Raw genomic sequence first — 16721 nt, forward strand, 5'->3', positions numbered from 1 at the left:
ATGTCGGGCGCTGAAAAGTGGCTACAGGCGCGCCAGGTTGTCGTGGGTCTGCCGCGCAATGGCCTCGGGCCGGGTGCGCGTCGCGATGTGCGGCGTGACGACGATGCGCGGATGGCTCCAGAAGGGGTGGCCGGCCGGCAGCGGTTCCTCGACGAAGGCGTCCAGCACGGCGCTGGCGAGCTGGCCGCTTTGCAGCGCCGCAAGCAGGTCTTCCTGCACGAGGTGGGCGCCGCGGCCGGCGTTGACGAGGCGCGCGCCGCGCGGCAGCTGGGCGAACAACGCGGCATCCAGGATGCCGCGCGTGTCGTCGGTCAGCGGCAGCAGGCAGACCAGGGTGTCGCAGCCGGCCAGGAACTCGCCGCGCGCCGCATCGCCGTGGAAGGCCTCGATGCCCGCGGGCAGTTCGTCCTTGGGACTGCGGCTCCAGCCGCGCACGCGGTAGCCGATGGCAAGCAGCGCGAGCGCGACCGACTGCCCAAGCACGCCCAGGCCCGCGATGCCCACGCGGTGCCGGCCCGGGGGCTCGATGGGCGCTTCTTCCCAGGCTGCGCGGCGCTGGCTGTCCAGATAGGCGCCCATGTGGCGCTGGCCGTGCACCACGGCCCATGCCACGTACGCGTTCATGCCATCGGCCATGTCGGGGTCGACGATGCGGCGGACCGGCACGTCGGGAAGCGCGGGGTCGCGCGTGATGTGATCGGTGCCCGCGCCCACTGACTGCACCAGGCGCAGGCGTGGCATGCGCGCGAGCAGCCCCGGCGGCGGCGACCAGCAGACCACGGTGTCGATTTCGCCTAGCGCGTCGAGCTCCTGGACCTCGGTGTCGATGCGGTGCAGCCGGGCCTGCGGAAAGCGTTCCCTGAAGGCGGGCTGCAGGTAGTCCATGGCGATCTGGTCGGAGACCAGTGCGATGTTGAGCGTCATGCGGCCACCGCCTGCTGCGCGGCCGCAGCCGACAGCCTCGGCTGCGCCTCGATCAATGTGCGCGTGTAGTCGTGTTGCGGGTTCGCCAGCACCTTGGCGGTCTCGCCGTATTCGACGATCTGGCCGCGCTGCATCACGGCGATGTGGTCGCACATTTCGCCGGCCACGCGCAGGTCGTGCGTGATGAACACCATGGCCAGCTGGAAGCGCTCGCGCACCTCCGCGAACAGCCTCAGCACCTGGGCCTGCACCGACACGTCGAGCGCGGAGACGGGCTCGTCGGCCACCAGCAGTTGCGGCTCCATGGCCAGTGCGCGGGCGATGCCGATGCGCTGGCGCTGGCCGCCGGAGAACTCGTGCGGAAAGCGCTCCGCCGCGTCGGGCTTGAGGCCCACCAGCTCCAGCAGTTCCATCGCGCGGGCCATGGCCTGCGCCTTGGGCACGCCCTGCGCGATGGGGCCGGCCGCGATGGCCGGGCCGATGCGGTGGCGCGGGTTCAGCGAGGCATAGGGGTCCTGGAACACCATCTGGATCTTGCCCTGCGACTGCGCCCGGAACTGCGCGCCCGACTGCAGCGCACGGCCCTTGAACAGCACGCGGCCACTGTCGAACGGCGACAGGCCCACGATGCAGCGGCCCACGGTGGACTTGCCCGAACCCGATTCGCCGACCAGCCCCAGCGTCTCGCCGCGGCGCAGGTCGAACGACAGTCCCTTGGCCGCCTCCACGCGCCGGCCCTTGCTGAACAGGCCGCCGCCGGTCACGTAGGTCTTGCGCAGCTCCTGCACCTGCAGCACGTGCTCGATGGGGCGTTCCTCGGTCGGCGCGCGCATCCGGCCGTCAGGTATGGCCGCGATGAGCTTGCGCGTGTAGGCATGCTGGGGCCGCGCCAGCACGGCGGCGGCCGGGCCGGCTTCGACCACCTCGCCCGTCTGCATCACCACCACCTGGTCGGCTATCTCGGAGACCACGCCGAAGTCGTGCGTGATGAACAGCACCGCCGTGCCCTTGCGCTGCTGCAGCTCGCGGATGAGCTTCAGGATCTGCGCCTGCGTGGTCACGTCCAGCGCGGTCGTGGGTTCGTCGCAGATCAGCAGGGCCGGCTCCAGCGCGAGCGCGCAGGCGATCATCACGCGCTGGCGCTGGCCGCCGGACAGGCGAAACGGGTAGCTGTCGATCAGCACCTCGGGCTCGGGCAGGCCGACGTCGGCCAGCGCCGCGAGGATGCGCTGGCGCTTCTGCGCGGCCGGCAGCTTCACGTGCGCGTCGAACACCTCGGCGATCTGCTCGCCGATGCGCATGACCGGGTTCAGCGCCGTCATGGGTTCCTGGAACACCATGCCGATGCGCCGGCCGCGCAGCGTGCGAAGCTGTGCCTCGTCGAGCTGCAGCAGGTCCTGTCCGTCGAACAGGATGCGGCCGGCCACCGGCTCCACGTGCGGCCGGGGCAGCAGGCCCATGATGGCGTTGGCGATCATGGACTTGCCCGAGCCCGACTCGCCGACCACGCACAGCGTCTGGCCCGGCAGCAGCTGCAGCGACGCGCCCCGGACCGCCAGTTCGCGGTCTGCGCCATGGGGCAGGCGGATGTCCAGGGCCTGGATTTCCAGCACGGGCGCAACGAGCGAAGCAATCTTTTCCATTTTCATTTGCCCCTCCCGTCGGCGCGCGCATTGAGCCCGTCGTTCAGGCCTTCGCCAACCAGGTTCAGCGCGAGCACCGTTAGCAGGATGGCCACGCCCGGGAACACCGCCATCCACCACGCCTGGCGCAGCACCGTGCGCGCCGAGCCGACCATGTAGCCCCAGCTCATCTGGTTCGGGTCGCCCAGGCCCAGGAAGCTCAGGCTGGACTCGAGCAGGATGGCGGTGGCCACCATCAGCGAGGCCATCACCACGATGGGCGAGGCGGCGTTGGGCAGGATCTGCGTCAGGATGATGCGCGGCGTGGACTGGCCCGCGAGTTGGGCGGCCGCCACGAAGTCGCGCTGGCGCAGCGTCAGGAATTCGCTGCGCACCAGCCGCGCCACGGGCGGCCACGACACGATCGCGATGGCCGTGACGATGGACTGCACCGAGGGCTGGAAGATGGCCACCAGCACGATGGCCAGCGCGAAGCTGGGGATGGCCTGGAACAGCTCTGTGAAGCGCATCAGCGTGGCATCGATCCAGCCGCCGAAGTAGCCCGAGACGGCACCGATGGACACGCCGATCAGCAGCGAGACCACGGTGGAGACCACGCCGATCAGCAGCGATACGCGCGCGCCGGTGACGATGCCCGACAGGATGTCGCGGCCCATGGTGTCGGTGCCCAGCAGCAGGCCCTGTTCCGCCATGGGTGCCGCGAAGGGCGTGCCGACCATGTCCCAGGGGTTGTTCTGCGCGATGAAGGGGCCCAGGGCCGTGACCAGCGCCACCAGCATCAGCACGATCAGGCCGAAGACCGCGCCCTTGTTGCGGCTGAAGCGCCGCCAGAATTTGCTTTTCATGAACGGCTCCTCAGCTCAGCTCGATGCGGGGATCGACGAGCGTGTAGACGAAATCGGTGATGAGGTTGAACAGCACGGCCATGGCCGCGGTGAACAGGAAGCAGCCGAGCAGCAGGTTGTAGTCGCGCTGCAGCAGCGCGTCGAACATGAGCCGGCCGATGCCGGGCCAGGCGAACACCGTCTCGGTCAGCACGGCGCCTCCGATCATGCCGCCGGCCTGGATGCCGGCCAGCGTGACCACCGGCAGCAGCGCGTTGCGCAGGATGTGCTTGCGCTGGATGCGCCCGGGGGACACGCCCTTGGCGCGCGCGGTCTTCACGAAGTCCATCTGCGCGACCTCGAGCATGGAGGCGCGCGTCATGCGCGCATAGACCGCCATGTAGAACAGCGCCAGCGTGAGCGAAGGCAGGATCAGGTGCTTGGCGATGTCCACCGCCTTGTCGATGCCCGTGAGGTCCGCGCCCACGGTGAAGAAGCCGAAGGCGGGCAGCAGGTCGAGCTGCACCGTGAACAGCAGCACCGCCATCATCGCCAGCCAGTACAGCGGCGTGGCGTAGAACACCAGCGCGACCACGGTGATAAGGCTGTCCTGCCACTTGCCAGCGTTGCGGCTGGCCAGCGCGCCGAGCACGATGCCGAACAGCAGCGAGAGCCCGAAGGCCGTGCCCGTCAGCAGCAGCGTGGCCGGCATGCGCTGCAGGATCAGGTCGACCACCGGCTGCTGCTGGCGATAGGAGAAGCCCAGGTCGAGCTTGAGCACGTGGCCCAGGTAGTTGCCGAGCTGCACGGGCAGCGGCTGGTCGAGGCCGAACTGCTCTCGCAGCTGGGCCACGAACTGCGCGTCGGATGCGCCGGCCTCGCCGGCCATGACGGAGACCGGATCGCCCGGTGCCGCGCGAACCAGCAGGAAGTTGACAGTGGCGATCACCAGCAGGGCCAGCAGGCCCTGCAGCAAGCGCACGGACATGAACTGCAGTCGTTTCATTGCAAGCTCGATTCGGGCACGCGGGGGATGAGATGGTCAGGCCAGCTTGACGCGGCCCAGGCTGTCGTTCAGGCCGATGCCCGAAGACACCACGTTCTGGATCCTGGTGCGGTACAGCGTCGGGAAGTTGATCTCGTGAAGCCAGGCCACGGGCACTTCGTCGACCAGCAGCTTCTGCACTTCCAGGTAGATCGCGCGGCGCTTGGCCGGATCGCTCTCGCGCGCGCCGGCGGCGAACAGCTCGTCGACCTTGGGGTTCACGTAGCCCGCCACGTTGTTGAACGGCGAGCCCTTGGCGATGTTGTCGCTGGTGTAGTTGCGCCCCACGCCGAGCGCCGGGTCGCCGTACTGGTAGACGTAGGTAAAGGCCAGGTCGAAGTCCCATTCGCTGTTGCGCTGGTTCCAGCCGGCCACGTCGGTGGCGACCATCTCGACCTTGATGCCGGCCTGCGTGAGGTTCTGGCGCACGATCTCGGCCTGGCGCTGCCAGGACTCGCCGTAGGGCAGCGGCAGCAGGCGGAGCGTCTCGCCCTTGTAGCCCGATTCGGATACCAGCTTCTTGGCCTTGCCGACGTCGCGCGGGTACTTGGTCACGTCGTCGCTGGCGTAGGCGATGTGGCTGTTGAAGGGGCCCGTGGCCGGCTTTGCGTAGCCGTACCAGGCGACTTTGGCCATGGCCTCGCGGTCGATGGCGGTCCACACGGCCTGGCGGAACTTCACGTTGTTCATGGGGGCCGTGCGGTTGTTCATCCACAGCCAGCTGTGCGGCGCGAAGAACTCCCAGCCCTTGGTGGTCACCGCCGCGCCCGGCAGCTTGGCCAGGCGGGCCACGTCGAAGTACTCCACGGTGCCGCCCGGTGCGATGTCGACCTTGCCCGACTCGAACGCGGCGGCGCGCGCGGCGGCGTCGGGGATCACGTGGAAATACACGCTCTCCACGCCGACGACGCCCGGCTGGTGGTAGTTCTCGTTGGCCACCAGGTTGATGTAGGAGCCCTTGACCCATTCCTTGAACTTGAGCGGGCCCGTGCCGATCGGCGTGGCGTTGGCGGGGTTGGTCGCGAAGTCGGTGCCTTCGTAGATGTGCTTGGGCACCATGGGCATGGTGCCGTTCTCGAAGATGCCCATGAAGGGGCCGAACGGCTGCTTGAGCTTGAACTCCACGGTGAGCGGGTCGAGCGCCTTGATCGATTCCACCTGCGCCAGGCTGGCGCGGAAGCGCGCGTGCGTCTTGCGCAGGAACACGTCGCAGGAGAACACCACGTCGTCGGCCGTGAAGGGCTTGCCGTCGTGCCACTTGACGTTGGGCTTGAGCTTGAAGACGTAGGTCTTGCTGTCCGCGCTCACTGTCCAGGAGGTGGCGAGCTGGGGCTGCGGCTCGAGCTTTTCGTTGTAGCGCAGCAGGCCTTCGTAGATGTTGCCGGCGATCAGCTGGGTGGGGCCGTTCTGCACGATGCCCATCATGAGTCCGGGCGGTTCGGGCTGGACCAGCACGTTGACGACACCCTTCCTGGCTTGCGCCAGGCTGTGCAGGGGCACCCCGGCAATGGACAGGCCGAGGGCGGCGGAGCCGGCTTGGATGAGGTTGCGGCGTTTCATCGGGGCGGACCTTTCAGAGTGGGGAGGGCGGTGAAGAACGGGTGAATCTCAGTCGCGGAAGGAAGCCGCGGTGGGCGGCGCAAGCCGCTGCAGCAGCGCGCGCCATTCGCGGGCATAGGGGTCGTCGGGTATGGAGGCGAGGCGGTTCGTGTCGCCGCTCTCGTACTGGCGCGCGGTCAGCTCGCAAACCTCCTCGGGCACCGGGTGCACCGGCTGGCCGGTGCCCTGGATGGCGACCTGCACGCGGCAGGCGCGTTCCAGGTTGTGCATGAGGATGAAGGCCTCGGCCACGCTGCGGCCCAGCGTGATCAGCCCGTGGTTTCGCAGGATCAGCGCACGGGAGGTCGGCCCGAGGTCGGCGACCAGGCGCTCGCGCTCCTCGTGGTTGAGCGCGATCCCCTCGAACTCGTGATACGTCACGCGGTTGTGGAACTGCAGCGCCCACTGGTTGCAGGGCTGCAGCCCGCCGGCCAGCGAGGACACCGCCACGCCGGCGACGGTGTGGGTGTGCAGCACGCAGGCGGCGTCATGGCGGGCGGCGTGCACGGCGCTGTGGATCGTGAAGCCGGCCGGGTTCACGTCGTGGTCGGAGGGCTCGACGACGTTGCCTTCCAGGTCGATCTTCACGAGCGAGGACGCCGTGATGTCTCGAAACAGCATCCCGAAGGGGTTGATCAGGAACTGGTCCGTGGTGCCGGGCACGCGGGCGGAGATGTGGGTGTAGATGCTGTCGTCCATGCCGTACAGGGCGACGAGCCGGTAGGCGGCGGCCAGGTCCTGCCGGATCTGGCGCTCCGCGGGCGTCATGGGTGGGCGGGCGTTGCCGCGTACGTCCGGGAGGCTGCGTTCTGCTGTTTCCATTTTGGATCTCCGAAGATCGACAGTCAGCTGTCGACAGTATTCATCTTGCATGTTGCGTGCCAGCCCAGATATCGGCGAAAACCCGGGAAATGGCTGCAGATGGCGCTATTGCCGACCGCGCGTGCACCGCGAGCGGGCGCGGATATCGATTTCCGTGCGAGCCGTGCAGCACGGCGCAGATGTCTGCACGCCTGGCGGCGGGCCAAATATCTTGTCCGCCGGGAGGCTCAGGTCTGCGGCGCTGCTTTATAATCGCTAAAAAGCACGATCGTTCTTTTTTCTGGTGCCAGCGCCGGCGGGAAGAATGGAGAGGCGGCAAAGGTCGCGCCCTAGAATGACCGGTTTGCCCTCGAAGCCCCCTTTTTGCAATCCAATGGAGTCAAGTCAATGAAGGTTCTGGTACCTGTCAAACGGGTCGTCGATTACAACGTGAAGGTGCGCGTGAAGAGCGACGGCACCGGGGTGGACATTGCCAACGTCAAGATGAGCATGAACCCCTTCGACGAGATCGCTGTCGAAGAGGCCGTGCGCCTGAAGGAAAAGGGCGTGGTCACCGAAGTCATCGCCGTCTCGTGCGGTGACGCCAAGTGCCAGGAAACCCTGCGCACCGCGATGGCCATCGGCGCCGACCGCGGCATCCTGGTCGAGACCACCGAAGAGCTGCAGCCCCTGGCCGTGGCCAAGCTGCTCAAGGCGCTGGTCGACAAGGAACAACCCCAGCTGATCATCCTGGGCAAGCAGGCCATCGACGACGACGCCAACCAGACCGGCCAGATGCTGGCTGCGCTGGCCGACCTGCCGCAAGCCACCTTCGCCTCCAAGGTCGAAGTCGCAGGCGACAAGGCCACGGTTTCCCGCGAAGTCGACGGCGGCATGGAAACGCTGACGCTCACGCTGCCGGCGGTCATCACCACCGACCTGCGCCTGAACGAGCCGCGCTACGTGACGCTGCCGAACATCATGAAGGCCAAGAAGAAGCAGCTGGACACCTTCAAGCCCGAAGACCTGGGTGTGGACGTCAAGCCGCGCCTGAAGACCCTGAAGGTCAGCGAGCCGCCCAAGCGCGGTGCCGGCATCAAGGTGCCTGACGTTGCAACGCTGGTGGACAAACTGAAGAACGAAGCGAAAGTCATTTGACTCGCCCCCAGGCTTCGCGCACTTCGTGTCGCTACGCCACCCCCCTACCGGGGGCAACACCAGCGGCCCGGCAAAGCCGGTTCCGCGGTGTTCCCCGAAAAGTCTCGTTGAATCGCGTGCCGCAAATTGCCGCACAGGAGAAATGAAATGACCGCACTTGTTATTGCCGAACACGACCACGCCAGCATCAAGCCGGCTACCTTGAACACCGTGACCGCTGCCCTGGCTTGCGGCGGTGAAGTGCACGTGCTCGTGGCCGGCGCCAATGCAGCCGAAGCCGCCAAGGCAGCCGCCCAGATCGCAGGCGTGACCAAGGTCATCGCCGCAGACAGCCCCAGCCTGGCAGAGAACCTCGCCGAGAACGTCGCAGCGCAAGTGCTGGCGATCGCAGCGAACTACAGCCACATCCTGTTCCCATCGACCGCCAACGGCAAGAACGTGGCACCGCGCGTGGCCGCCAAGCTGGACGTGGCACAGATCTCTGACATCACCAAGGTCGACAGCCCCGACACCTTCGAGCGCCCGATCTACGCCGGCAACGCGATTGCCACGGTGCAGAGCAGCGACGCCACCAAGGTGATCACGGTTCGCACGACCGGCTTCGACGCGGCAGCCGCCACCGGTGGCAGCGCAACCGTCGAAACCGCTGAGGGCGTGGCAGACAGCGGCAAGAGCAGCTTCGTGAGCCGCGAAGTGACCAAGAGCGACCGCCCCGAGCTGACGGCCGCCAAGATCATCGTCTCGGGCGGCCGTGCCCTGGGCAGCGCAGAGAAGTTCACCGAAGTGATGACGCCGCTGGCGGACAAGCTGAACGCAGGCCTGGGTGCCAGCCGTGCAGCAGTCGACGCAGGCTACGCGCCGAACGACTGGCAAGTGGGCCAGACGGGCAAGATCGTCGCGCCGCAGCTGTACATCGCAGCGGGCATCTCGGGCGCCATCCAGCATCTGGCCGGCATGAAGGACTCGAAAGTCATCGTCGCGATCAACAAGGACGAAGAGGCACCGATCTTCTCGGTGGCCGACTACGGCCTCGTGGCCGACCTGTTCGTGGCCGTGCCCGAACTGGTGAAGGCGCTCTGATCGCATCGCTGCACTGAGCCGGAGGGCATCGTTCGCGATGCCCTTTTCGTATCCGCTGTATCTGGAGACAAGACATGAGCTACACCGCCCCCATCAAGGACATGCTGTTCGACATCGAGCACCTGGCCAACATCGGCGAGATCGCCAAGCTGCCCGGCTTCGAGGACGCCGGCCTCGAAACCGCGCAGGCCGTACTCGAGGAATGCGCCCGTTTCAACCAGGACGTGGTTGCGCCGCTGAACATCGCGGGCGACCGCAACCCCTCGTCGTTCAAGGATGGCGTCGTCACCACCACGCCGGGCTTCAAGGAAGCCTTTGCGCAGTACGTGTCGGGCGGCTGGCAGGGCCTGCAGCATCCGTCGGACTTTGGCGGCCAGGGCCTGCCCAAGACCATCGGCGCGGCCTGCGGCGAAATGCTGAACTCGGCCAACATGAGCTTCGCGCTGTGTCCGCTGCTGAGCGACGGTGCCATCGAGGCGCTGCTCACGGCCGGCTCCGACGAACTGAAGGCGGTGTATCTCGAAAAGCTCGTGAGCGGCCAGTGGACCGGCACGATGAACCTCACCGAGCCGCAGGCAGGCAGCGACCTGGCCATGGTGCGCAGCCGCGCAGAGCCGCAGCCCGACGGCACCTACAAGGTGTTCGGCACCAAGATCTTCATCACCTACGGTGAGCACGACATGGCCGAGAACATCGTGCACCTGGTGCTCGCCCGCGTGACCGGCGCGCCCGAAGGCGTGAAGGGCATCAGCCTGTTCGTCGTGCCCAAGTTCCTCGTGAACAAGGACGGCTCGCTTGGCGAGCGCAACGACGTGCACTGCGTGAGCATCGAGCACAAGATGGGCATCAAGGCATCGCCCACCGCCGTGCTGCAGTACGGCGACCATGGCGGCGCCGTGGGCTACATCGTCGGCCAGGAGAACCGCGGCCTCGAGTACATGTTCATCATGATGAACTCGGCGCGCTACGCCGTGGGCATGCAGGGCATCGCGATTGCCGAGCGCGCCTACCAGCACGCCGTGGCCTATGCCAAGGACCGCGTGCAGAGCCGCCCGGTCGATGGCTCGATCAACGCCAGCGCACCGATCATTCACCACCCTGACGTCAAGCGCATGCTGATGACGATGCGCGCCTACACCGAAGGCTGCCGCGCAATGGCCAGCGTGGCCGCCGCCGCCTACGACGCCGCGCACCACCATCCCGATGCCGACGCGCGCAAGCAGAACCAAGCGTTCTACGAATTCATGGTGCCGCTCGTCAAGGGCTACAGCACCGAGATGAGCCTGGAAGTGACTTCGCTCGGCGTGCAGGTGCACGGCGGCATGGGCTTCATCGAGGAAACCGGCGCCGCGCAGTACTACCGCGACGCGAAGATCCTCACGATCTACGAAGGCACCACCGCCATCCAGGCCAACGACCTCGTGGGCCGCAAGACCGCGCGCGACGGCGGCCAGACCGCGAAGGCGATTGCCGCGCAGATCGAGAAGACCGAAGCCGAGCTGGCAAAGAGCGACAACCCCGCCGCGGTTGCCGTGCTCAAGCGCCTGAAGGCCGCGCGCCTGGCTTTCGTCGACGTGGTCGACTTCGTGGCCGGACAGACCAAGGCATCGCCCAACGCGGTGTTTGCCGGCAGCGTGCCCTACCTGATGCTCGCGGGCAACCTGGTGGCCGGCTGGCAGCTCGCGCGCTCGCTGATCATTGCGCAGGACCTGGCCTCGCGCAGCTTCGACACCGACTTCATGCTGGCCAAGGTAGCCACCGCGCGCTTCTACGCCGAGCACATCCTGAACAAGGTGCCGGGCATTCGCGACAGCATCGTCGACGGCGCCGAGAGCGTCACGGCCCTGGCGCTCGACGCGTTCTGACGCGCGGCCGCTGTCGCCCATCTGACGGGCTGCAGCGGCCCCTCTCTCTTATAAAACCGAACCCATTTCCGGAGACGACATGTCCAAGCTGCCCCCCGTACTCGCGAACCTGCCGCTGCCGATCATCGGCTCGCCGCTGTTCATCATCAGCAACCCCAAGCTCGTGATTGCGCAATGCAAGGCGGGCGTGGTCGGCTCGATGCCCGCGCTCAACGCGCGTCCCGCGGCGCAGCTCGAAGAGTGGCTGATCGAGATCACCGAAGAGCTGGCGGCCTACAACAAGGCCAACCCCGACAAGCCGGCCGCTCCCTTTGCCATCAACCAGATCGTGCACAAGAGCAACGACCGGCTCGAGCACGACATGGAGATGGTCGTGAAGTACAAGGTGCCGATCGTCATCACCTCGCTGGGCGCGCGCACCGACGTGAACGACGCGGTGCACAGCTATGGCGGCGTGACGCTGCACGACATCATCAACAACAAGTTCGCGCAAAAGGCGGTGGAGAAGGGCGCCGACGGCATCATCGCCGTGGCGGCCGGTGCGGGCGGCCACGCGGGCGTAAAAAGCCCGTTCGCGCTGGTGCAAGAGATTCGCCAGTGGTTCGACGGCCCGATCGCGCTGTCGGGTTCCATCGCCACCGGCGGCGCGGTGCTCGCGGCGCAGGCCATGGGTGCCGACTTCGCCTACATCGGCACCGCCTTCATCGCGACCGAGGAAGCCCGCGCCAGCGAGGAGTACAAACAGGCCATCGTCGACGGCAACTCGGACGACATCGTCTATTCGAACCTGTTCACCGGCGTGCACGGCAACTACCTCGCGCCGAGCATCGTCAAGGCCGGCATGGACCCGGCCAACCTGCCGGAAGGCGACCTCAAGACCATGAACTTCGCGACCGGCGACAGCAGCAAGGCCAAGGCCTGGAAAGACATCTGGGGCTCGGGCCAGGGCATCGGCGCCGTGACCGAAGTGGCCAGCGCCGCGGCCTTCATCGAGAAGCTCAAGCGCGAGTACCAGGAAGCAAGGCAGCGGTTGGCGCTTTGACCGCCGTCGCGAACGGCGTGGCGCCCGTCGCCCGGGCGCCGTCGCCATCGGCGGGACGCATGCCGCTGCTCGATGCGGCAAAGGGCATTGCGTGCGCCGTGATCGTCGGGCATCACCTGTCGCGCTACGGCCCCATGCCGGCCGGCGCGTATGCGCTCGCGCCCGATTTCTTCGCCTGGCTGTCCAACGAGGGGCGGCTTGCGGTGCAGGTTTTCCTGGTGATCGCAGGCTTCCTGGCGGCGGCAAGCCTGGCGCCCGACGGCATGCTGCGCGTCGACCGGCCGGTCGCGCGCATCCTGCAGCGCTACGGGCGGCTGGTGATGCCGTACCTGGCCGCGCTCACCGTGTGCGTGCTGGTTGCAGCAGTCGTGCGGCCGTGGCTCGATGAGGAAGTGGTGCCCGCGGCACCCACCTTCGGGCAACTGGTCGCGCATGGGTTGCTGCTGCAGGACCTGCTGGGTTATGAGTCGCTGTCTACCGGCGTCTGGTATGTGGCCATCGACTTCCAGCTGTTCGCGCTCGCGCTCGCGCTGGTCGGGCTGCCCACGCTGCTGCAGCGCCCCACCGGCGCGGCGCCCGCCAGCCTGTCGGCGCGCTGGTTGCCGGTGGCGCTGGTGCTGGGGCTGGCGGTGGCATCGCTCGCACTGTTCAACCGCAACGCGGGGCTGGACGACACCGCTTTCTATTTCTTCGGCACCTACGGCCTGGGCATGCTGGTGTTCTGGATCGGCCGCGCCACGCGCTTCAGCACCTGGCAGGGTGCGGTCGCGATGCTGGCGCTGGTGGGGGCGGGCGCGCTCGCCATCGACTGGCGCAGCCGCATCGCCACCGCGCTGGTGACGGCGCTGCTGATTGCCATCGCGCAGCGCCGGCACTGGCTGTCGCCGGCGCACTGGCCGGCGCTGGCAGTGCCGTTGCAGCGGCTGGGGCGCATGTCGTATTCGCTGTTCCTGATCCACTTTCCGGTGCTGCTCGCCATGAACGCGGCGGTGGCGAATGCCGGGCCGCACGGCGCGTGGTTCGATGCGGCCGGCCTGGTCGCGACCTTCGGCCTGTCGATCGCAGCGGCGGCGCTCCTGTACCGCTGGGTCGAGGCGCGTCCGGCCTCGTGGCGCGGCGTGTTCATGCTTTTTGCCGCGTTGCTGGTCAGCGGAATAGCTGTTTCTCATTAGCCGGGGGGCGCCCCGCGCGGGCGCCCGGGCTGAATCTTCCCGAACGTGTTGCGTTCGAGCGCCGGACCGTGCAGTCTGCGGGCTCGTCAGTCGCTCCCGTCTCCGGTATGATTGTGGAAATTTCAGTAAATACTGAAAATCCAAGAAAACAAGGAATGGCCCAGCACTCGCACCCCCGATCGCCGTTGAAGGCTTTCGCGTCGCCCGACGTCGGCGGGGTGGTGCAAGGCGCTTCCGCGCTGCTGTGGCTGCCGCAGGCGGCACTGCTGGCGATGGCGGTGCAGGGGCTGGCGTCGGGGCAGGGCCTTCGCGCGGTGTGGCTGCCGGCCGGCGCGATTCTGCTGCTGGGTTTGCTGCGCGCCGCCTGCGAGGCTTGGGGCGCACGCCGGACTTTCGGCCGCGCACGGGCCCGGCTCACCGCACTGCGCGCACGGACGGCCGAGGCATTGGCCGGCGGATCGCCGCTGGACCGGGGCCGCGCGCCTTCGGGCCAGGCCGCCAGCGTGCTGGCCGAGCAGGCGGAGGCGCTGGTGCCGTACCTCGTGCGCTACCAGCCGGCGCGCTGGCGCGCCACGGTCGTGCCGGTCTTCATTCTTTGCGCGGTGGCTTGCTTCTCGTGGGTGGCAGCGCTGGTGCTGCTGGTCGCGGCGCCGTTGATCCCGATCTTCATGGCCATCGTCGGCTGGCGCGCCAAGGCCGCGAGCGAGGCGCAGATGGTCGAGATGGGCAGCATGAACGCCTTCCTGCTCGATCGCCTGCGCGGCCTGGCGACGCTGCGCGCGCTCGATGCCGTCGACGCCACGGCGCACCGGCTGGGCGATGCCGCGCAGTCGCTGCGCGTGCGGACGATGTCGGTGTTGCGCATCGCATTTCTCTCGTCGGCCGTGCTCGAGCTTTTCTCGGCGCTGGGCGTGGCGATGGTGGCGGCGTATGTCGGTTTCCACCTGCTGGGCTCGTTCGGCTTCGGCACGTGGGGGCGAACGCTGAGCCTGGGCGAGGGGCTGTTCGTCCTGCTGCTGGCGCCGGCTTTCTTCGAGCCGCTGCGCGAACTGTCGGCCGTGTGGCACGACCGGGCGGCCGGTGAGGCGGCACTGCAGGCGCTCGACGGGCTGCAGCAAAAGACGCTGCCGCTGCCCGGCGCGAGCGCGGCGCTCAAGCGTGCGGCCGCTGGTGCTGCCGCGAACGCCCCCGCCGTCGCCATCCACGGCCTGCATTTCTCCTGGCCGGGTGAAACGAATCCGGTCTTCGACGGCCTGGAGCTTCGCGTCGCAGCCGGTGAACACATCGCGCTGGCCGGGCCCAGCGGCTCGGGCAAGACGGCGTTGCTGTCGCTGCTTGCGGGCCTCGTGCCGGCGACGCACGGCGAGATTTCAATCGGCGGCGTCGCGCTCACCGATCGCACGATTGCCGCGCTGCGCCAACGCGTGGCGTGGATGGGACAGGCGCCGCACGTCTTCGCCGGATCGGTCGAGGCCAACGTGGCCCTGGGCCGCGCGGATGTCGGCACGCCCCGCGTGGCCGAGGCCATGCGCTTCGCCTCGCTCGACGCCGTGGCGCAGGCGCATCCCGGCACGGCGCTGGGCGAGGGCGGGCGCGGCCTCTCCGGGGGCGAAGCCGTGCGGCTCGCGCTGGCCCGCATCGCGGTGCATCCGCACGCCGACCTGCTGCTGGTCGACGAGCCGACCGCGCACCTCGATTCCGAGACCGCCGCCCGCGTGGCCGACGCCCTTGTCGAACTGGCACGCGGCAAGACGCTGATCGTCGCCACGCATGACCCCGTGCTCGCGGCGCGCATGGACCGCGTGGTGAGCCTCGGCGCCGAAGCCATGGAGAAGGCTGCATGAGCGCCCGCAGAACCAAAACTGCGCAGTGGCGCGAACTGCGGCTCGTGCTGCGCCCCTTCTTCGCAGAACAGCCCCGCGCGCTGGTGCTGGGCGGCCTGCTTGCCGCCGTCACCGTGCTTGCGGGCATGGCGCTGCTCGGCCTCTCCGGCTGGTTCATCACTGCGACCGCGCTGGCCGGTTTGCATGCGGCCACCGCCTTCACCTTCGACGTGTTCATGCCCTCGGCCGGCATCCGGCTGCTGGCACTGGGCCGCACAGCTTCGCGCTATGGCGAACGGCTCGTCACGCACGACGCGACCTTCGGCGTGCTCGCGGCGCTGCGCGTGCGCCTGTTCCGCGGCTGGGCCAGGCCCGAGGCGGCGCGTGCGCTGCTGATGCGTCCGGCACGGCTGCTGTTCCGCCTCACGTCGGACATCGATGCGCTCGAATCGCTTTACCTGCGCCTGCTGGTGCCCGCTGCCGCCGCGCTGGGTGCGGCATTGCTGGCGGGCGTGGTGCTCGGCTTCATGCATGCGGCGATGGGCGCGGCGCTGGCGCTGTGGCTCGTGGCCACCGGCTGGGGCATTGCCTTCCTGGTGGCGCGGCGCGCTCGTCGGCCGGCCGTGCGGCGCGCGCATGCCATCGAAGCCTTGCGCGCCCGTGCCGTCGACCTTGTCGCGGGCCAGACCGACCTGGTGATGGCAGGCCGCATCGACGCGCAGCGCGAGGCGCTGATGCGCGCCGACGCACGACTCGCCAAGGCCGACCTCGCGTTGAACCGGCTCGAGGCGGCTTCCGGCTTCGCCTACGGCAGCGCGGGCACGCTGACCCTCGTGGGCGTGCTGCTCATCGTTGGAACGCTCGTCAGCGAGGGCCTGATCGGCGCACCGGCGGCTGCGTTGGCATTGCTGGTGGCGCTCACGGCAACCGAGCCTTTCGCGGCGCTGCGCCGTGGCGCGCTCGATGCCGGACGCACCTGGCTTGCGGTGCGGCGCCTCGCACCGCGCATGGCTTCTTCGGCAGACGATGCGGCCACGAAAAAGCCCGAAGGCGGGGAGCTTTTCGCGCTGCAGCTGAAGAACGTCAGCGTCGCGCACCCCGGCAGCCGAACAGAGGTCTTGAGCGATGTGTCGCTGACCTTGCGCGCCGGCGAGCGCGTCGCGGTTGTCGGCGCGAGCGGCGCTGGCAAGTCCACCTTGCTGGCTGCCGTCGCCGCCGAACTCACGCCGCAAGCCGGCCATGTTGGTTCACAGCCCGCCTGCCTGCTGACCCAGCGCACCGAACTTTTCCAGGACAGCCTGCGAGACAACCTCCGCCTGGCCGATCCCACCGCAAGCGACGAGCGTCTCTGGGCCGTGCTGCAAGCCGCAGGCCTCGATGCCGATGTGCGTGCCCTCTCGACCGGCCTCGACACCCGCCTCGGCGAAGGCGGCCTGGGCCTTTCCGGCGGCCAGTCGCGCCGGCTCGCGTTGGCCCGCCTGCTGCTGCGCCCCGTGCCGCTGTGGCTGCTCGACGAACCGACCGAGGCGCTCGACGCCGCCGTCGCGCACGACGTGCTGCAGCGCCTTGCGCAACACGCCGGAGCGCGCACCCTGCTGATCGCCACGCACCTGCGCCGCGAAGCCGCGCTGGCCGACCGGCTCGTGTGCATGCGGCACGGCCGCATCGTTGCCGACCTGCGCCGCGGAAGCGATGCCTTCGACGCCGCGCTGCGCGGCCTGCGCCCGGATTGAGCCGAAAGAAAA

Annotated in this window: 13 protein-coding genes; 7 read left to right on the plus strand and 6 right to left on the minus strand. The window is 68.4% G+C overall.

From position 1 onward, the window contains the following. Positions 1-21: 21 nt before the first annotated feature. The 6 genes from ACWV14_RS12435 to ACWV14_RS12460 are packed head-to-tail and all read right to left on the minus strand — an operon-like array spanning position 22 to position 6803. Positions 22-924: a 2-hydroxyacid dehydrogenase gene (locus ACWV14_RS12435; RefSeq protein WP_454908898.1), complete on the minus strand. Its 903-nt coding sequence runs from the start codon at positions 922-924 to the stop codon at positions 22-24. Next, positions 921-2573, minus strand: a complete 1653-nt coding sequence (locus ACWV14_RS12440) for an ABC transporter ATP-binding protein (protein ID WP_454908899.1) — start codon at positions 2571-2573, stop codon at positions 921-923. The genes ACWV14_RS12435 and ACWV14_RS12440 overlap by 4 nt, the downstream gene beginning before the upstream one ends. Then, positions 2570-3412 carry an ABC transporter permease gene (locus ACWV14_RS12445; RefSeq protein ID WP_081267134.1) on the minus strand — a complete coding sequence of 281 codons (843 nt, stop codon included), beginning with the start codon at positions 3410-3412 and terminating at the stop codon, positions 2570-2572. The genes ACWV14_RS12440 and ACWV14_RS12445 overlap by 4 nt, the downstream gene beginning before the upstream one ends. 10 nt (positions 3413-3422) lie before the next feature. Continuing rightward, positions 3423-4397 (minus strand): ABC transporter permease, encoded by a 975-nt coding sequence (locus ACWV14_RS12450; protein WP_081267133.1) that lies wholly within the window; start codon positions 4395-4397, stop codon positions 3423-3425. Between the two features lie 36 nt (positions 4398-4433). Next, complete coding sequence (locus tag ACWV14_RS12455) at positions 4434-5996, minus strand: ABC transporter substrate-binding protein (protein ID WP_454908900.1); 1563 nt, start codon at positions 5994-5996, stop codon at positions 4434-4436. Positions 5997-6044: 48 nt separating this feature from the next. Then, entirely contained in the window at positions 6045-6803 is a 759-nt protein-coding gene (locus ACWV14_RS12460; protein ID WP_454909626.1) for a class II aldolase/adducin family protein, read from the minus strand. A 441-nt stretch (positions 6804-7244) separates the two neighbouring features. On the opposite strand from ACWV14_RS12460, the gene ACWV14_RS12465 reads away from it, so the two are divergent. The 7 genes from ACWV14_RS12465 (at position 7245) to cydC (ending at position 16709) form a co-directional block, all read left to right on the plus strand. After that, complete coding sequence (locus ACWV14_RS12465) at positions 7245-7994, plus strand: electron transfer flavoprotein subunit beta/FixA family protein (protein WP_198088977.1); 750 nt, start codon at positions 7245-7247, stop codon at positions 7992-7994. A gap of 147 nt (positions 7995-8141) precedes the next feature. Next, on the plus strand, positions 8142-9074 hold the full coding sequence (locus tag ACWV14_RS12470; RefSeq protein WP_081270831.1) for an electron transfer flavoprotein subunit alpha/FixB family protein: 933 nt from the start codon (positions 8142-8144) through the stop codon (positions 9072-9074). Positions 9075-9148: 74 nt separating this feature from the next. Beyond that, the gene (locus ACWV14_RS12475) at positions 9149-10939 is read left to right on the plus strand and encodes an acyl-CoA dehydrogenase (protein ID WP_454908901.1); all 1791 of its coding nucleotides are present in this window, start codon (positions 9149-9151) and stop codon (positions 10937-10939) included. A gap of 79 nt (positions 10940-11018) precedes the next feature. Next, entirely contained in the window at positions 11019-11981 is a 963-nt protein-coding gene (locus ACWV14_RS12480; RefSeq protein ID WP_454908902.1) for an NAD(P)H-dependent flavin oxidoreductase, read from the plus strand. A gap of 59 nt (positions 11982-12040) precedes the next feature. Next, positions 12041-13153 (plus strand): acyltransferase family protein, encoded by a 1113-nt coding sequence (locus ACWV14_RS12485; RefSeq protein ID WP_454909627.1) that lies wholly within the window; start codon positions 12041-12043, stop codon positions 13151-13153. A gap of 155 nt (positions 13154-13308) precedes the next feature. Further along, on the plus strand, positions 13309-14997 hold the full coding sequence (gene cydD, locus ACWV14_RS12490; RefSeq protein ID WP_454908903.1) for a thiol reductant ABC exporter subunit CydD: 1689 nt from the start codon (positions 13309-13311) through the stop codon (positions 14995-14997). Beyond that, entirely contained in the window at positions 14994-16709 is a 1716-nt protein-coding gene (gene cydC, locus ACWV14_RS12495) for a thiol reductant ABC exporter subunit CydC (RefSeq protein WP_454908904.1), read from the plus strand. The genes cydD and cydC overlap by 4 nt, the downstream gene beginning before the upstream one ends. Positions 16710-16721 lie beyond the last annotated feature (12 nt).

This window comes from Variovorax durovernensis (assembly GCF_977011995.1).